Source organism: Acidovorax sp., assembly GCF_021287135.1.
GTDB lineage: Bacteria > Pseudomonadota > Gammaproteobacteria > Burkholderiales > Burkholderiaceae_C > Acidovorax.
On record NZ_JAJTBB010000049.1, the window covers coordinates 1 to 15,200 of the forward strand.

A 15,200-nucleotide genomic window follows, 5' to 3' on the forward strand; every position below is an offset into this window, starting at 1 on the left:
GGGCGCGAGGCGGTGGACCGCGTGGTGGGCACCATGGACGGCATTGCGCTGTCGTCGCGCCGCATTGCCGACATCACCAGCGTGATCGACGGCATTGCCTTCCAGACCAACATCCTCGCGCTCAATGCCGCCGTGGAGGCGGCCCGCGCGGGCGAGCAGGGCCGGGGCTTTGCCGTGGTGGCCAGCGAGGTGCGCAGCCTGGCGCAGCGCAGCGCCGAGGCGGCCAAGGAGGTCAAGGCGCTGATTTCCGACTCGGTGGCCAAGGTCGAGGTCGGTAGCGGGCAGGTCGCCCAGGCGGGCGCGACCATGCAGGAGATCGTCAGCGGTATTCAACGCGTGGCCGACATCGTGGACGAGATCGCCTCCGCCAGCCGCGAGCAGTCCATGGGGCTGGGCCAGATCAACCAGGCCGTGGCACACCTTGATGGGGTGACCCAGCAAAACGCCGCACTGGTGGAGGAGACCTCGGCCGCATCCAGCGCGCTGCAGGAACAGGCGCGCAATCTGGCGCACCTGGCCGCCACGTTCCGACTCCAGCAGGGCAGTGAGATGCGGCGTACGGCTCCCGCAGTGTCCGTGGCCTCCGCACAGTCCATGGCGCCTGCGGCGCTCGCGGGCGCAGGACAAAAGGCTTTGTCGCAGCACTGAGGCGGGGTGAACCAACCCGATGCCTTCTGGAGGGTCGGGCGCAAGCCCTACACTTGCGCCCACCATGGAAGTGCAAAAAAACCTGTTGGTGCTGGGCATCGAATCTTCGTGCGACGAAACCGGCGTGGCGCTGGTGCAGTCGCAGGGCAGCGGGGTGCCCGCATTGCTGGCGCATGCCTTGCACAGCCAGATCGAGATGCACCAGGCCTATGGCGGCGTGGTGCCGGAACTCGCCAGCCGCGACCACATCCGCCGCGTGCTGCCGCTGGCCACGCAGGTGCTGCACGATGCGGGCGAGCCGCTGGCCGCCGTGGACGTGGTGGCGTACACGCGCGGCCCCGGGCTGGCCGGGGCGCTGCTGGTGGGGGCGGGCGTGGCCTGCGCGCTGGGCGCCGCATTGGGCAAGCCGGTGCTGGGCGTGCACCACCTGGAGGGCCACCTGCTGTCGCCGTTCCTGAGCGCGGACCCGCCCGAGTTCCCGTTTGTCGCGTTGCTGGTGTCGGGCGGGCATACCCAGCTGATGCGGGTGGACGGCGTGGGCCGCTACGAGATCCTGGGCGAGACCATTGACGATGCGGCCGGCGAGGCCTTCGACAAGTCGGCCAAGCTCATGGGCCTGGGCTACCCCGGCGGGCCGGCGTTGTCCCGGCTGGGGGAGCACGGCGACGCCACCGCGTTCAAGCTGCCCCGGCCGCTGCTGCACAGCGGCGACCTGGACTTTTCCTTTGCGGGCCTGAAGACGGCGGTCCTCACCCAGGCGAAGAAGCTGGGCGACGGGTTGGAGCAGCACAAGGCCGACCTGGCCGCCAGCACCGAAGCGGCCATCGTGGAGGTGCTGGTGAAAAAGACACTGGCCGCGCTCCTGCAGACCGGCCTGCGGCGCGTGGTGGTCGCTGGCGGCGTGGGGGCCAACCGCCGCCTGCGCGCGCAGCTCAATGCCGCCTGCGCGCAACGCCAGGTGCGCGTGCACTACCCGGAGCTGCACCTGTGCACCGACAACGGGGCCATGATCGCCATGGCCGCCGCCATGCGCCTGCAGGCCGGGCAGCAGCAGGCCAACACCGACTACGCTTTTGACGTGAAGCCGCGCTGGCCGCTGGACGCCATCACGGTGTGAGCGCCGTGCGCGCTGCGGCACCGCCGGTGTGTGCGCTGCAGCATTTCTTTACCTGGGCTTGACCGTTGGGGTACCCGCGTCCCCGCGGGGGTCTTCACAATCGGGGCATTCCATTCCTTGCGCCGTGCCTTGCCATGCGTCCATTCCCCCGGCTTGCCTCCCTTTTGCCCGCCCCGCGTGACGGCGGTGCTGCCACGCTGATGCGGCGGGCCTTCACCCGGCTGGGGCAAGGATGGGCCCCGGCACTGGGGTGGGGGCTGGGCCTCGCGTTGTCGGGCTGCGCCAGCCTGGCGCCCACCGGCAGCGGGGTGCCCGCGCTGGCGGTGCCCCCGGCATGGGCGGCCGCAGGCCCGGCGGGGCAGGGCGCCGCCGATGGGGCTGCCGCCACGCCGCTGGCGCAGTGGTGGCAAAGGTTTGGCGATCCGGACCTCACCGCGTTGGTGGACCAGGCGCTGGCGGCCAACACCAGTGTGCGCGCGGCCCGGGCGGCGCTGCAGCAGGCGCGTGCGCAGGTGGACGTGCAAGCCGCCGGCCTGCAGCCCGGTGTGCGCGCGTCCGCCTCGGCGCAGCGCAGCCGCGCGGCCAACAGCACGGGCAACAGCTTCCAGGCCGGGTTTGACGCCAGTTGGGAGCCCGACGTGTTCGGCCGACTGGGCAGCGGCGTGCGCGCCAGCGAAGCCGATGCGCGCGCCGCCGAGGCCAGCCTGGCCGACGTGCAGGTTTCGCTGGCTGCCGAAGTGGCGGTGAACTACCTAGAGCTGCGCGGCTTGCAGCAGCGCCTGGCCATTGCGCGCAGCAACCTGGCCAGCCAGCAGGAGACACTGCAGATCGCGCAATGGCGCCTGCAGGCCGGGCTGGCCACCTCGCTGGTGTCCGAGCAGGCGCGCGCGGCGGCGGAGCAGACGGCCGCGCAGATTCCCACGCTCGAAGCGAGCCTCGCGCAGTCGCGCTACGCCCTGGCGGTGCTGACGGGGCAGGCCCCCGGCGCGCTGGATGGGGCGCTGGCCGCTGCCGCCCCCGTGCCCCAGCCCGGCGCCGCGCTGGCGCTGGCGATTCCGGCCGAAACCCTGCGCCAGCGGCCCGACGTGCGTGCGGCCGAGCAGCGCATTGCCGCAGCGCTGCAGCGCGTGTCGCAGGCCGACGCTGCGCGCTACCCCAGCTTCTCCCTCAGCGGCTCGGTGGGGCTGCGGGCCCTCACCCTGGGCGCGCTCACGGGGGGCGGTGCGGTCACCAGCGCGTTGCTGGGCAGCGTGTCCGTGCCGCTGCTGGACGGCGGCGCCGCGCGGGCCCAGGTGCGCGTGCAGGAAGCCGCGCTGGAACAGGCCCGCGTGGCGTACGAAGCCGCCGTGCTCACCGCGCTGCAGGACGTGGAAAACGCCCTGGCCGCGCTGCAGGGGGACCGCGAGCGGCTCACCCGGCTGCAGGCCGCCGCCGAGGCCGCCGGCAATGCGGCGCTGCTGGCCCAGCAGCGCTACCGCAGCGGCCTCATCGACTTCCAGTCCGTGCTGGAGACCCAGCGCACGCTGCTGTCCACGCAGGAGAGCCAGTCCATCACCGCCACCAGTGTCGCGGCCGACCATGTGCGCCTGTACAAGGCGCTGGGCGGCGGCTGGCAGGCGCAGCCGGCAGAGGCCCTGGCGGGGCCCTGAGCCGTCCCTCCGGTCTTTCCGTTGCCCGGCCTTTCATTGACCCCGATTCACCGCCATGCCCCACACCGAACCGTCTCCGGCATCTCCCTCGGCTTCTGCAGCCCCTGCTGCCCCTGCCGATCTGAACGCCCTGCTGGGCGCCGACCGCCCGCGCCGCTGGTGGCAGCGCCGGTCACTGTGGCTGGGCGTAGCCGCGCTCGGCCTGGCCGCGGCGGGCGGGTACGCCTGGCAAAGCCGCCAGAGCGCCCACGCCGCACCCAGCTACGTGACCGAGGCGCTGCGCAGGGGCCACCTCACGCTCACCGTGGCGGCCAACGGCACGCTGCAGCCTACGCGCTCCGTGACCATCGGCAGCGAGCTGTCCGGCACGGTGCGCAATGTGCTGGTGGACGTGAACGACAAGGTCCGCAAGGGCCAGCTGCTGGTGGAGCTGGACACCGCCAAGCTCGACGCGCAAGTGCTGCGCTCGCGGGCCTCGCTGGCCTCGGCGCAGGCGCGCCTGGCCCAGGCCGCGGCGACCACTCAGGAGGCCCAGGCCAACCTGGGGCGGCTGGAGGAAGTGGCCCGGCTGTCGGGCGGCAAGGTGCCCTCGGCCGCCGAGCTGGACACCGGCCGCGCCACGCTGGACCGCGCCCGGGCCGACGAGGCCAGCGCCCGCGCCTCGGTGCAGGACGCCCGCGCCGCCCTGTCCACCGACGAGACCAACCTGTCCAAGGCCTCGATCCGCTCGCCCATCGATGGCGTGGTGCTGGCCCGCTCGGTGGAGCCGGGCAACGCCGTGGCGGCGTCGCTGCAGGCCGTCACGCTGCTCACGGTGGCCGAAGACCTGACCCGGCTGCGCTTGGACGTGAATGTGGACGAGGCCGATGTCGGCTCGGTGAAAGTGGGGCAGGACGCCAGCTTCACCGTCAGCGCCTACCCGTCGCGCCGTTACCCGGCCACCGTCACGCGCGTGTCGTTCGGCTCCACCAAGACCGACAACGTGGTCACCTACATCACCTGGCTGGACGTGAACAACGCCGACCTGAGCCTGCGCCCGGGCATGACGGCCGCGGCCACCATCACCTCCACCGAACGCAAGGACGTGCTGCTGGTGCCCAACACTGCGCTGCGCTTCACCCCCGCCGGCGCTGCCGGGGCGGGTGCGCCGGCAGCTGCCGGGGGCGCCCGCCCGCCCGCGTCGTCGGGCAGCGGGGGCGGCATCATGTCCCAGCTCATGCCGCGCATGCCGCGCACCGGCTCGGGCCCGCGCAAGCCGGGCAACGGGGCCGAGGCGGGCGACGCCGCAGGCAAGCTGCGCCAGATCTGGGTGCTGCAGGACGGCGCGCCCCAGCCCGTGGCGGTGCAGGTGGGCATCAGCGACGGCCGCCACACCGAGGTCACGGGCGAGGGCCTGGCCCCCGGCATGGCCGTGATCACGGACCAGCGCACCGCCGGCGCCAAGCCATGAGCGCGCCGGGCGACGTTCCGCTGATCCGCCTGCGCGGCGTGACCAAGGTCTACGGCGAGGGCGCGCTGGCCTTCCAGGCGCTCAAGGGGGTGGATCTGGACATTGCGCAGGGCGACTTCGTGGCCATCATGGGCCCCAGCGGCTCGGGCAAGTCCACGGCCATGAACACGCTGGGCTGCCTGGACCGGCCCACCACCGGCGAGTACCTGTTCAAGGGCGTGCACGTGGAGTCGCTCTCGCGCGACGAGCGGGCGCGGCTGCGGCGGCGCTACTTCGGCTTTGTGTTCCAGGGCTTCAACCTGCTGGCACGCACCTCGGCGCAAGAGAACGTGGAGCTGCCCCTGCTGTACCGGGGCGAGTCGGCCGCGGCGCGCCACGCGGCGGCGGCGCGCGCGCTGGCGGCCGTGGGGCTCCAGGGCTGGGAACACCACACCCCCGCCGAGCTGTCGGGCGGGCAGCAGCAGCGCGTGGCCATCGCACGCGCCATCGTCACCGAGCCCGACGTGCTGCTGGCCGACGAGCCCACGGGCAACCTCGACACCCAGCGCAGCCACGAGATCATGGAGCTGCTGTGGCACCTCAATGCCGACCAGGGCATCACCGTGCTGATGGTCACGCACGAGCCGGACATGGCGCAGTACGCGCGGCGCATCGTGCGCTTTGTGGACGGTGTGGTGGACAGTGACGCGCCCAACCCCGCCCCGGCGGGACTGCGCGCGGGCACGACGGATGCGCCGGCCGCGGCTGCGCGGACGGGAGGTGCCTGATGCTGCTCAACACCCTGCTCCTGGCGCTGCGCTCGATCCGGCGCAACCTCATGCGGTCGTTCCTCACCATCCTGGGCATCGTGATCGGCGTGAGCGCCGTGATCACCATGGTCACGCTGGGCAACGGCGCCACGCTGGCCATCCAGAACCAGATCTCGGGCCTGGGCACCAACCTGCTGCAGGTGCGGCCCGGGCAGCGCCTGGGGCCCGGCGGCGGCACGGGGGCGCCGGCTTTCAAGGACACCGACGCCGACGTGATCGCCCAGCAGATCGGCGGCATCCTGGCCGTGGCACCCGAAGCGCGCACGGCCGCCACCGTGGTGGTGGGCGGGCGCAACTGGTCCACCAGCGTCATCGGCAGCACCAATGCCTGGCTGCAGACCGGCAACTGGACGCTGCGCACCGGCCGCGTCTTCACCGACGCAGAGTTGCGCGCGGGCGCTGCCGTCTGCCTGATCGGCGAGACCGTGCGGCGCGAGCTGTTTGGCAGCGAGGAGGCCCTGGGCGGCCAGCTGCGCGTGAAGGCGTTCTCGTGCGAGGTGGTGGGCGTGCTCGCGTCCAAGGGGCAGGGCGCGTTCGGCAACGACCAGGACGACACGGTGCTGGTGCCGCTCAAGACGCTGCAGCGCCGGGTGACGGGCAACACGCGGGTGAACACGCTGCTGGTGTCCATGCAGGACGGCAGCGAACCCGAGCGGGTGAAGGCGAGCCTGACCCAGCTGCTGCGCGAGCTGCGCAAGCTCTCGGACTCCGACGAGGACAACTTCAACGTGCTGGACACCAAGCAGCTGGCCGACACCCTGTCGGGCACCACCAAGGTGCTGACCACGCTGCTGGGCGCGGTGGCCGCCGTGAGCCTGCTGGTAGGCGGTATCGGCATCATGAACATCATGCTGGTGAGCGTGACGGAGCGCACCCGCGAGATCGGCCTGCGCCTGGCCATTGGCGCGCTGGAGCGCGAGGTGCTGCTGCAGTTCCTGATCGAGGCCGTGGTGCTGGCCGCCTTGGGCGGGCTCATCGGCATCGTGCTGGCCATGGGCGCGTCGCTGGCGCTGTCGGGCCTGATGGGCGTGCCCTACCTGTTCAACCCGGGCGTCAACCTGCTGTCGTTCCTGTTCTCGGCCGGGATCGGGGTGGTCTTCGGCTATTTCCCCGCCCGCCGTGCGGCCCGCATGGACCCCATCGATGCGCTGCGGCATGAATGAGCCAGCGGCCAGCGCGCAGAAGGAAATCTAAATAAAAAAAGCCCGCAGCCCTTGCGGGGCGGGCGCTGGAAGCTATTGAAAAGATAGCTACCTCGGTGCCCGCACGGCAGGTGCCCTGCGGGCGCGCGGGGCGCTTGCTCAGTGAATCGTCAGCGTGGTGGCCTTGCTGGCGGGCTCCACGCGGGCCAGCGTCAGGGTGAGCACACCGTTTTCCAGCTTGGCGGTGCTGGCGCTGGCGTCCACCTCGGCGGCCAGCTCCCAGGCGCGCTGCACCTGGCGCGGGGCGCCTTCCACGCTTTGCACGCGCACCACGGCGCCTTCGATGCTGATCGTGAGCTGCTCTCGGGTGAGGCCCGGCACATCCAGTTGCAGCGTGGTGGCCTTTTCATCCTGCGTGACGGTGCAGCCGGCGGCAGGTGCTGCGGCAGCGGGTTGCGCCAGGGCACCCATCAAAAAACGCTGCAGCGCCATGTCGGCAGAACGGGGGGCTTGGGCATACGCGGCGCGGCGGATCACGGGGGCGAAGATCATGGGGACTCCTATACACTGCGCGGCTCTCGACGTGGTCGCCGCATGCCAAGGAGGTGTGTACGGCCACGGTGCATTTCAAGGGAAAAAGTGGCATGAATAAATTGCGTTCCGTGGGCTTGAAAACTGGCGCTGCGGCATTACGTCACACCGTTTTGGCAGCGTCCGCCGCGCTGGCCTGCGCGTTGCTTACCCTGCCGGCCGGCCCGGCCCGGGCCGCGGCGCCCGGGGCTGCGGTGGCGCAGGGCAAGCCCATCAAGGTCGCGCTGATCGAAAGCCTGTCGGGTGCCTTTGCGAACACCGGCGAGGCCGTCTACCGCAATGTGTTCTGGGCCATGGAGCGCGTGAACGCGCGTGGCGGCGTGCAGCTGCCCGCGGCGGCGGGCGGCCCGCGCCCGCTGGTGCTCGAGCGCTACGACAGCAAGGGCCAGAACGAGGAAGCGCTGTCGGCCCTGCGCGCGGCCATCGACGATGGCGCGCAGGTCATCCTGCAAGGCAACTCCTCGGCCACGGCTGCGGTGCTGATCGAGGCCATCAACAAGCACAACGAGCGCGAGCCGGGCAAGCGCGTGGTCTTTCTGAACTACTCGGCGGTGGACCCGATCCTGACCAACGAGAAGTGCAGCTTCTGGCACTTCCGCTTTGACGCGCATGCCGACATGCGCATGGCCGCGCTCATGGAGGTGATGCGCGAGGACAAGGCCTTGAAGAGCGTGTACCTGATCGGCCAGGACTACAGCTTCGGCCAGGCCGTGCTGCGCGAGGCGCGCAAGCAGTTGGGGGCGCAGCGGCCCGACGTTGCCATCGTGGGCGAAGAGCTGCACCCCATCGGCCGCGTGAAGGACTTCGCGCCCTACGCCGTGAAGATCAAGACCAGCGGCGCGCAGGCGGTCGTCACCGGCAACTGGGGCAACGACCTCACCCTGCTGGTCAAGGCCGCGCGCGAGGTGGGGTACGAGGGCAGCTTCTACACCTTCTACGGCAATGCGCTGGGTGCCCCGGCGGCCATGGGCGACGCCGGCATCGGCAAGGTGGTGGCCGTGGCCGACTGGCTGCCCAACGTGCCCGGCGCGCAGAGCGAGTCGTTCTACCAATCCTTCCGCACGCGCTTTCCCAAGCCGCAGGACGACTACGTCCACATGCGCATGCAGCTGATGGTGGAGGCGCTGGCCCAGTCCATCGAACGCGTGGGCAGCACCGAGGCGACGGTGGTGGCGCGGCAGCTGGAGAGCGCGCAGGTGCAGCTGTCCGGCCAGGGCGGCAGCATGCGCGCGGCGGACCACCAGTTCCAGCAGGCGCTGGTGGTGGGCGTGATGGACAAGAAGGGCGCGCCGGGCGTCAAGTTCGACGTGGAAGGCTCGGGCTACGGCTTCCGCGTGGTGCGGCAGATTCCGGCCGCCAAGGCCCAGCAGCCGCACAGCTGCCAGATGCAGCGCTATTGAGCCTTCGGCCGCTGAGCTTGTCGAAGCTGCGCAAGGCTTCGACAGGCTCAGCCCGAACGGCCTGTGCGTGATGGCGATGCGAGATGCGGCTCCGAACCGTTCACGCCGAGCTTGTCGAAGCGCTGCGCAAGGCTTCGACAAGCTCAGCCCGAACGGATGGTTCGGAAAGAACTCAGCGCCGGATGCGGTGCCCGGTCTTGAACACCCACCACACCACGGCCAGGCACAGCGCCATGAACACCAGCGTCATGCCCGTGCTCACGCCGATGTGCACGTCCGCCTGGCCGTAGAAGGCCCAGCGCAGGCCGCTGATGAGGTAGACCACCGGGTTGAACAACGACACCGCCTGCCACAGCGGCGGCAGCATGTTGATGCTGTAGAACGCGCCGCCCAGGAAGGTGAGCGGCGTGATGACCAGCAGCGGGATGACCTGCAGCTTTTGAAAGCTGTCGGCCCACAGGCCGATGATGAAGCCGAACAGGCAGAACGTGACGGCGGTGAGCACCAGGAAGCCCACCATCCACACCGGGTGGGCCACCTGGTACGGCACGAACACGCGGGCGGTGGCCAGGATGAGCACCGACACCAGCAGCGACTTGCTGGCCGCCGCGCCCACGTAGCCCAGCAGCGCCTCCACCCAGTTCACCGGCGCGCTCAGCAGTTCGTAGATGGTGCCCGACCACTTGGGCATGTAGATGCCGAAGGCGGAGTTGGAGATGCTCTCGGACAGCAGCGACAGCATGAGCAGGCCGGGGATGATGTAGGCGCCATAGCTCACGCCGCCGATGTCGCCCATGCGCGAGCCGATGGCCGAGCCGAAGACGATGAAGTACAGCGCCGTGGTGAGCACGGGGGCGATGAGGCTCTGCATCCAGGTGCGGAACGCACGGTGCATCTCGAAGCGATAGATGGCGAGCACGCCATGCAGGTTGGGGCCGTTCATGCGGGGTCTGCCTTTCGTTCGGCGGGGGCCTGGTGCACCAGGCTCACGAAGATGTCTTCCAGCGAGCTTTCGCTGGAGTGCAGGTCCTTGAAGTCGATGCCGTGCTCTTGCAGGGCGCGCAGCAGCGCGGCAATGCCCGTGTCTTCCTGCTGCGAGTCGAAGGTGTAGGTGAGCGTGGCGCCGCCCTGGCTGAGCGCCAGCGGCCAGCGGGCCAGCGCGGCGGGCACCTGTTGCAGCGGCTGCTGCAGCGTGATCGCAAGCTGCTTCTTGCCCAGCTTGCGCATCAGCACGGCCTTGTCTTCCACCACGATCAGCTCGCCCTTGCGGATCACGCCGATACGGTCGGCCATGTCCTCGGCTTCTTCCAGGTAGTGCGTGGTCAGGATGATGGTGGTGCCGGCGTCGCGCAGCTTGCGCACCAGGCGCCACATGTCGTGGCGCAGCTCCACGTCCACGCCCGCGCTGGGCTCGTCCAGGAAGAGGATCTTGGGCTCGTGCGAGAGGGCCTTGGCGATCAGCACGCGGCGTTTCATGCCGCCCGAGAGGGCCAGGATCTTGGTGTCCTTCTTGTCCCACAGCGACAGGTCCCTGAGGATCCTTTCGATGTACGCCGGGTCCGGCGCCTTGCCGAACAGCCCGCGGCTGAAGGTGACGGTGGCCCACACGGTCTCGAACGCGTCGGTGTGCAGCTCCTGCGGCACCAGGCCGATGGCTGCGCGCGCGGCCCGCCAGTCGCGCACGGTGTCGTGGCCGTCGGCGGTGATGGTGCCGGCCGTGGCATTGCTCATGCCGCAGATCACGCTGATCAGCGTGGTCTTGCCCGCGCCATTGGGGCCGAGCAGGGCAAAGATCTCGCCGCGCCGGATGTCCAGGTCGATGTGCTTGAGCGCCTGAAACCCGCCCGCGTAGGTCTTGCTGACGCCGCGCACGCGAACGATGGCGTCCGGGGAGGAGGCGGTGGGCGGTGGTGCTGCTGCTGGCATGGGCGAAAGGGTGGGGTTGGGGAGGAGGACTGCCGCGCACGCGGCCGAAGCGCCGCATTGTGGCGTGACTTGCGCTCTCACGCCGTGGGAGGGCGCCAATCCCCGCCGCGGCGCGGGGCTGGCCGCTGCGGGGGCGGCGCGCGTCGGCGGATCAGCGTGCGCGGGCGGCCGCCACTTCGCGGCCCAGCTCGATCACGGCCATGGCGTAGTAGCTGGACCAGTTGTAGCGCGTGATGGCGTAGAAGTTCTCCGTGCCGGCCACGTAGCTGGGGGCGTCGCCGCCGTTTTGCAGCTCCACCAGCGCCAGCGGTCCGGTGTGGCGGGCGGCGGCGTCGTCCAGCACCACGCCCTGGGCCTGCAGGCTGGCGGCGCTGAAAGTGGGCAGGATGTCGGGGGCCAGCAGCGCGTCCAGCTGCAGCCGGGCGTTGTCAAACTGCACCGCGTAGTGCGTGGGCATGCCGGGGACCCAGCCGTGGCCCTGGAAATAGTGGGCCACCGAGCCAATGGCATCGGCCGCGCTGTGGAACAGGTCGATGCGGCCGTCGCCGTCAAAGTCCACGGCGTAGCGCACCCAGCTGGACGGCATGAACTGCCCCAGGCCCATGGCGCCCGCGTAGCTGCCGCGCGGCCCGAACGGGTCGGTGTTGCTGCGGTCGGAGAGGCTCAGGAACTGCTCCAGCTCGCGGCGGAAGAAGGCGGCCCGCTCGGCGGCCCGCGGGTGCGCGGCGGGGAAGTCGAATGCCAGCGTGGCCAGCGCGTCCATCACCCGGAAATTGCCCATCTGCTGGCCATAGATGGTTTCCACGCCGAGGATGCCCACGATGATCTCGGCGGGCACGCCGTACTCGCGCTCGGCGCGCTCCAGGGCGGCCTGGTTCTCTTCCCAGAACCGCAGGCCCGCGCGGATGCGCACCGGTTCGACAAACCGGCTGCGGTAGGCCCGCCAGTTCTTGGGCGCGCCCTTGGGCGGCGGCAGCATGAGCCGCGGGATCTGCGGCAGAAACTGCGCCTGGCCGATGGCCTGGCGCACCCACTCGCGGTCCAGGTTGCGGCGCGCGGCCAGGTCGTCGGCGAATTCCAGGGCCTCAGGGCGGGCGGCGTAGTACACCGCCGCGCGGGCGGGCGCAGCGCCGGTTTTGGGGCCTTTTTTGGGGTTTGCGAAGGCGGGTATTGCGCAAGAAGCTATCAAAAAAAGAGCAATTGCAGCCCGTTGGGCAGGCTTTTTCACGGTCAGTTCCACAGTCTTCTTCATTGGGGGCGGCGCGGGAGGCCAGGAGCCGGCCCGCTGGCGCCGCGGTGTCATTTTTTCGGCCAGGGCAGCCCGCGGAATTCGCGCCGCAGGGCGGCCAGTTCGGTGTCCGGGTGGGGAGCGTAGCGCAGCCGTTCCAGGCGCAGCAGCCAGTCGGCCAGCGTGGCGGCGCCGGCGCCAAACCGGGCCTGCACCTGGGCGGCCATGGCGCGTGGGGGCATCGTGGCGGGCAGCTCCAGGCCGGCGCGGGCCAGGCGCTCGCGCGTGCGGGCCAGCAGCCGCAGCCAGGGGTCGTGCTGGCTGCGCTCCCACAGGTTCCAGGCAATGCCGCCCAGGGCCGCGGCAATCACGAGGAAACCCATCACGGTGGTGAGGTCCTGCCAGCTGGGGGATTCAAAGCCCAGCGCCTTGAGCAGGTCCATCTGCCGGGTTTGCGTGTAGTTGAGCACCCACTGGTTCCAGCGGTTGTTGACGGCCTCCCAGGCGGCCCGCAGGTTCTGCGCCAGGCCGGGGCTGAGGGTGCCCATGGCAGCGGCAAAGGCGCCCTGCGGGGCACGCAGCCGCTGGAACTGGCCCACGCGGCCGGGCGAAACGGCGCCCGTGGGGTCTACCCGCACCCAGCCGCGGCCCTCCATCCAGACTTCGGCCCAGGCGTGGGCATCGCTCTGGCGGACGGTCCAGTAGCCGTCGAAGTAGTTCATCTCGCCGCCCTGGTAGCCGGTGACGATGCGGGCCGGGATGTCCAGGGCGCGCATCAGCACCACGAAGGCCGAAGCGATGTGCTCGCAAAAGCCTTCCTTGCGGTCGAACCAGAATTCGTCCGCCGTGTGCTCGCCGTAGACGCCGGGCTCCAGCGTGTAGGTGTAGCCGCCGGTGCGCAGCCGCTGCAGGGCCGCGTTGACCAGCGCCGGCGTGCCCCCGGCGCTGAGCGCGGGGTCGGCGCGCATCTGCGCGGCCAGCGCCAGGGTGCGGGGGTTGAAGCCGGGCGGCAGTTCCTCGTGCACGTGCAGCTGCCGCACGGCGGTCTCGGGGCCGTGGCGGAACGTGGGGTAGCTCTCGGCGCGGTAGCGCATCACGTCCATGATGGGGCGGCTGGTCATCCACTGCAGGTCCTGCGTCATGTAGGCCTGCATGTTGGGCAGCTCGGGGGCGTTGGGGGTGGCTTCCAGCACCATGAGCCAGGGGCGCTTTTGCGGCTCCATCGTCACTTCGTAGCGCACGGCCGGGCCCTGTACCTGCAGGTTGGCGGGCAGGCCGATCCGCGCGGCCAGTGCGCTGTCTTCGCGGAACGGCTCCGCCTGCCATTCCCGCCCGTCGAATCCCGAGAGCACGGGGCCGCGGAAGTACATGGCCGACTGCTGCGGAATGTCCTGCGCCGCGCCTTCGAACCGCACGCGCAGGGCCACCGCGTCGTTGAGGGCCAGTTCCGCGATGGAGCCCACCTTCATCGCGCCCGACAAGCCGGTGCTGCCCTTCATGGCGTCGCTGGGCATGCCCCACAGCGGCGCGATGCGGGGGAACAGCATGAACAGCGCCACCATGATGGGGGCGCCCAGCAGCGCCATGCTGCCGGCAATGCGGAACGTCTGGGCCAGCGGCGGCCGCCCCACCGGCATGTGGGCGTTGACCAGCGCCGTGAGCAGCCCCAGCAACGCCACCAGCATGGCCGCCGCCGTGACCAGCGATTGCGAGAAGAAGAAGTTGCTGAGCATCGTGAAGAAGCCCAGGAAGAACACGACCATGGCGTCGCGGCGCGCGCGCAGCTCCAGCATCTTGAGGGCGAGCAGCACCACGATCAGCGTCACCCCCGCGTCGCGCCCGAGGATGGTGCGGTGCGTGACCAGCGTGCCGACCACGGCCACCGTCAGCAGGGCGCCCACCGTCCAGCGGCCGGGCAGGGGACGGCCCCGCCACGCCAGCACGCCACGCCACAGCAGCAGGCCGCCCGCCAGCGCGCTGGTCCATGGCGGCAGATGGGCCATCTGGGGCGCGATCACCCAGGCGATCACGAACAGCAAAAACAGCGTGTCGCGCGCTTCGCGGGGCAGAGAGGCAAGGGTCTGTCGCAGGGTCATTGCGGGAAGGTCATGCCGTGAGGGTGGGGATGGCTGGCCGTGAGTTTGCTATTAAAAAGATAGCTTCTTGCGCTTATGCAGCAAGCGCTGGAAGGCATTTTGATACGAATCAGCACAGTGCGAGCGCCTCCAGGCAGCGCCGGCGGTGGGCGGCGCCGCTGTCGGGAGCGATCTCGGCCCCCGGCAGGCGCAGGCCGTAGTCCAGGCCCAGCCGGTCGGCCTGCAGCACCCAGGCGGTGAGGCGGGAGATGCGGGCCTCGGGGTCGGCCAGTCCGGTGCGGGCGGGGTCCAGCCACAGCTCGTGCCGCTGGGCCTGCTGGGCATCGCGGCTCACCAGGTCGTCGGTGCCCGTGGCCAGCGACTTGGCGGCCTTCTTCCAGACCACCAGCTTGAGCGGATCGCCGCGGCGGTAGGCCCGCACGCCGTCAAACTCGCCAATGCCTTGCGACAAAGCGCTGCCCGTGCCGCTGGCGCGCGGCTCGCCGGGCGGCAGCGGCGGGGCGGGGGTTTCGGGCGCCGGGTACACCAGCACCTGGGCGGCCGGGCGCCAGTAGGTCCACACGCGGAAGGTGCCCAGCGGAAAGCGGGTTTCGGCCGTGAGGGTGGGCACCCTGTGCAGGCCCCGTCGCTCGGGCCGGAAGGCCACCTGCACGCTGGTCTGGCCCTGGGCGGGCACGTCGGTCCAGGCCCAGTGGTGCGGCTCTTTGCGGCCCGCGCCGTGCACGGCCAGCGCAACGCCGTAGCGCGGCGTGGCGCGTTCGCTGGACAGCTGCACCTCGAACGCCGTGCTGGTGCCCATGAAGTGGGGCTCGGGGGCCTTCAGGTGCAGCGTCAGCCCCCGCAGGTTGGCATGGCACAGGTGCATGCCGATCACCGCGCTGCCCGCCAGCAGGAAGGTGAGCAGATAGCCCAGGTTGAGCTGGAAGTTGATCGAGGCGACCAGCAGCACCGCCAGGGTCAGCGCCAGCATCCAGCCTGCGCCCGTGGGCAGGATGTAGACATTGCGCTGCGTGAGCACCAGGGTGTCGCTCAGGGGCAGCCGGGCCTGCCACCAGCGCTGAAAGCGCCGCCGCAGCAGCGCCAGCGGGTTGATCGCAGCGGCGGCGCGGGACAGGGCCGGCGCCGCGGCCGGTTCGGAGGGCGC

At 70.7% G+C, this 15,200-nt stretch carries 13 protein-coding genes; 7 read left to right on the forward strand and 6 right to left on the reverse strand.

Features of this window, described 5'->3' with window-relative positions:
* The 6 genes from LWW96_RS12420 to LWW96_RS12445 form a co-directional block, all read left to right on the forward strand.
* A partial coding sequence (locus tag LWW96_RS12420; protein WP_291487437.1) for a methyl-accepting chemotaxis protein occupies window positions 1-648 on the forward strand: 648 nt, incomplete at its 5' end.
* Window positions 649-712: 64 nt separating this feature from the next.
* Window positions 713-1,765, forward strand: coding sequence for a tRNA (adenosine(37)-N6)-threonylcarbamoyltransferase complex transferase subunit TsaD (gene tsaD / locus LWW96_RS12425; RefSeq protein ID WP_291487439.1), 1,053 nt, complete (start codon window positions 713-715; stop codon window positions 1,763-1,765).
* 134 nt (window positions 1,766-1,899) lie between these two features.
* On the forward strand, window positions 1,900-3,414 hold the full coding sequence (locus LWW96_RS12430) for an efflux transporter outer membrane subunit (RefSeq protein ID WP_291487440.1): 1,515 nt from the start codon (window positions 1,900-1,902) through the stop codon (window positions 3,412-3,414).
* A gap of 55 nt (window positions 3,415-3,469) precedes the next feature.
* Window positions 3,470-4,864: an efflux RND transporter periplasmic adaptor subunit gene (locus LWW96_RS12435; RefSeq protein ID WP_291487443.1), complete on the forward strand. Its 1,395-nt coding sequence runs from the start codon at window positions 3,470-3,472 to the stop codon at window positions 4,862-4,864.
* Window positions 4,861-5,631 (forward strand): ABC transporter ATP-binding protein, encoded by a 771-nt coding sequence (locus LWW96_RS12440; protein ID WP_291487446.1) that lies wholly within the window; start codon window positions 4,861-4,863, stop codon window positions 5,629-5,631. Before LWW96_RS12435 ends, LWW96_RS12440 begins: the two co-directional genes overlap by 4 nt.
* Complete coding sequence (locus tag LWW96_RS12445; RefSeq protein WP_291487448.1) at window positions 5,631-6,836, forward strand: ABC transporter permease; 1,206 nt, start codon at window positions 5,631-5,633, stop codon at window positions 6,834-6,836. Before LWW96_RS12440 ends, LWW96_RS12445 begins: the two co-directional genes overlap by 1 nt.
* A gap of 138 nt (window positions 6,837-6,974) precedes the next feature.
* Here the strand turns inward: LWW96_RS12445 and LWW96_RS12450 are convergent, their stop codons facing one another.
* Window positions 6,975-7,367, reverse strand: a complete 393-nt coding sequence (locus LWW96_RS12450; RefSeq protein WP_291487450.1) for an Hsp20/alpha crystallin family protein — start codon at window positions 7,365-7,367, stop codon at window positions 6,975-6,977.
* A 92-nt stretch (window positions 7,368-7,459) separates the two neighbouring features.
* On the opposite strand from LWW96_RS12450, the gene LWW96_RS12455 reads away from it, so the two are divergent.
* On the forward strand, window positions 7,460-8,806 hold the full coding sequence (locus tag LWW96_RS12455) for a branched-chain amino acid ABC transporter substrate-binding protein (protein ID WP_291487452.1): 1,347 nt from the start codon (window positions 7,460-7,462) through the stop codon (window positions 8,804-8,806).
* A 172-nt stretch (window positions 8,807-8,978) separates the two neighbouring features.
* Here LWW96_RS12455 and LWW96_RS12460 read toward each other — a convergent pair whose 3' ends face one another.
* The 5 genes from LWW96_RS12460 to LWW96_RS12480 all read right to left on the reverse strand — a co-directional run bounded on the left by LWW96_RS12460 (window position 8,979) and on the right by LWW96_RS12480 (window position 15,170).
* Entirely contained in the window at window positions 8,979-9,749 is a 771-nt protein-coding gene (locus tag LWW96_RS12460) for an ABC transporter permease (protein ID WP_291487453.1), read from the reverse strand.
* Window positions 9,746-10,732 (reverse strand): ABC transporter ATP-binding protein, encoded by a 987-nt coding sequence (locus tag LWW96_RS12465; RefSeq protein WP_291487454.1) that lies wholly within the window; start codon window positions 10,730-10,732, stop codon window positions 9,746-9,748. Before LWW96_RS12465 ends, LWW96_RS12460 begins: the two co-directional genes overlap by 4 nt.
* Before the next feature lie 151 nt (window positions 10,733-10,883).
* Window positions 10,884-11,840 carry a lytic murein transglycosylase B gene (gene mltB / locus LWW96_RS12470; RefSeq protein ID WP_291487455.1) on the reverse strand — a complete coding sequence of 319 codons (957 nt, stop codon included), beginning with the start codon at window positions 11,838-11,840 and terminating at the stop codon, window positions 10,884-10,886.
* Between the two features lie 191 nt (window positions 11,841-12,031).
* Window positions 12,032-14,056 carry a DUF3488 and transglutaminase-like domain-containing protein gene (locus LWW96_RS12475; protein WP_291487457.1) on the reverse strand — a complete coding sequence of 675 codons (2,025 nt, stop codon included), beginning with the start codon at window positions 14,054-14,056 and terminating at the stop codon, window positions 12,032-12,034.
* 109 nt (window positions 14,057-14,165) lie between these two features.
* Window positions 14,166-15,170: a DUF58 domain-containing protein gene (locus LWW96_RS12480; RefSeq protein ID WP_291487508.1), complete on the reverse strand. Its 1,005-nt coding sequence runs from the start codon at window positions 15,168-15,170 to the stop codon at window positions 14,166-14,168.
* Window positions 15,171-15,200 lie beyond the last annotated feature (30 nt).

Bases quoted from the DNA above. Each gene is read 5' to 3' on its own strand.
- tsaD (WP_291487439.1), top strand. From the start codon at position 713: ATGGAAGTGCAAAAAAACCTGTTGGTGCTGGGCATCGAATCTTCGTGC.
- LWW96_RS12430 (WP_291487440.1), top strand. From the start codon at position 1,900: ATGCGTCCATTCCCCCGGCTTGCCTCCCTTTTGCCCGCCCCGCGTGAC.
- LWW96_RS12435 (WP_291487443.1), top strand. From the start codon at position 3,470: ATGCCCCACACCGAACCGTCTCCGGCATCTCCCTCGGCTTCTGCAGCC.
- LWW96_RS12440 (WP_291487446.1), top strand. From the start codon at position 4,861: ATGAGCGCGCCGGGCGACGTTCCGCTGATCCGCCTGCGCGGCGTGACC.
- LWW96_RS12445 (WP_291487448.1), top strand. From the start codon at position 5,631: ATGCTGCTCAACACCCTGCTCCTGGCGCTGCGCTCGATCCGGCGCAAC.
- LWW96_RS12450 (WP_291487450.1), bottom strand. From the start codon at position 7,367: ATGATCTTCGCCCCCGTGATCCGCCGCGCCGCGTATGCCCAAGCCCCC.
- LWW96_RS12455 (WP_291487452.1), top strand. From the start codon at position 7,460: ATGAATAAATTGCGTTCCGTGGGCTTGAAAACTGGCGCTGCGGCATTA.
- LWW96_RS12460 (WP_291487453.1), bottom strand. From the start codon at position 9,749: ATGAACGGCCCCAACCTGCATGGCGTGCTCGCCATCTATCGCTTCGAG.
- LWW96_RS12465 (WP_291487454.1), bottom strand. From the start codon at position 10,732: ATGCCAGCAGCAGCACCACCGCCCACCGCCTCCTCCCCGGACGCCATC.
- LWW96_RS12475 (WP_291487457.1), bottom strand. From the start codon at position 14,056: ATGACCCTGCGACAGACCCTTGCCTCTCTGCCCCGCGAAGCGCGCGAC.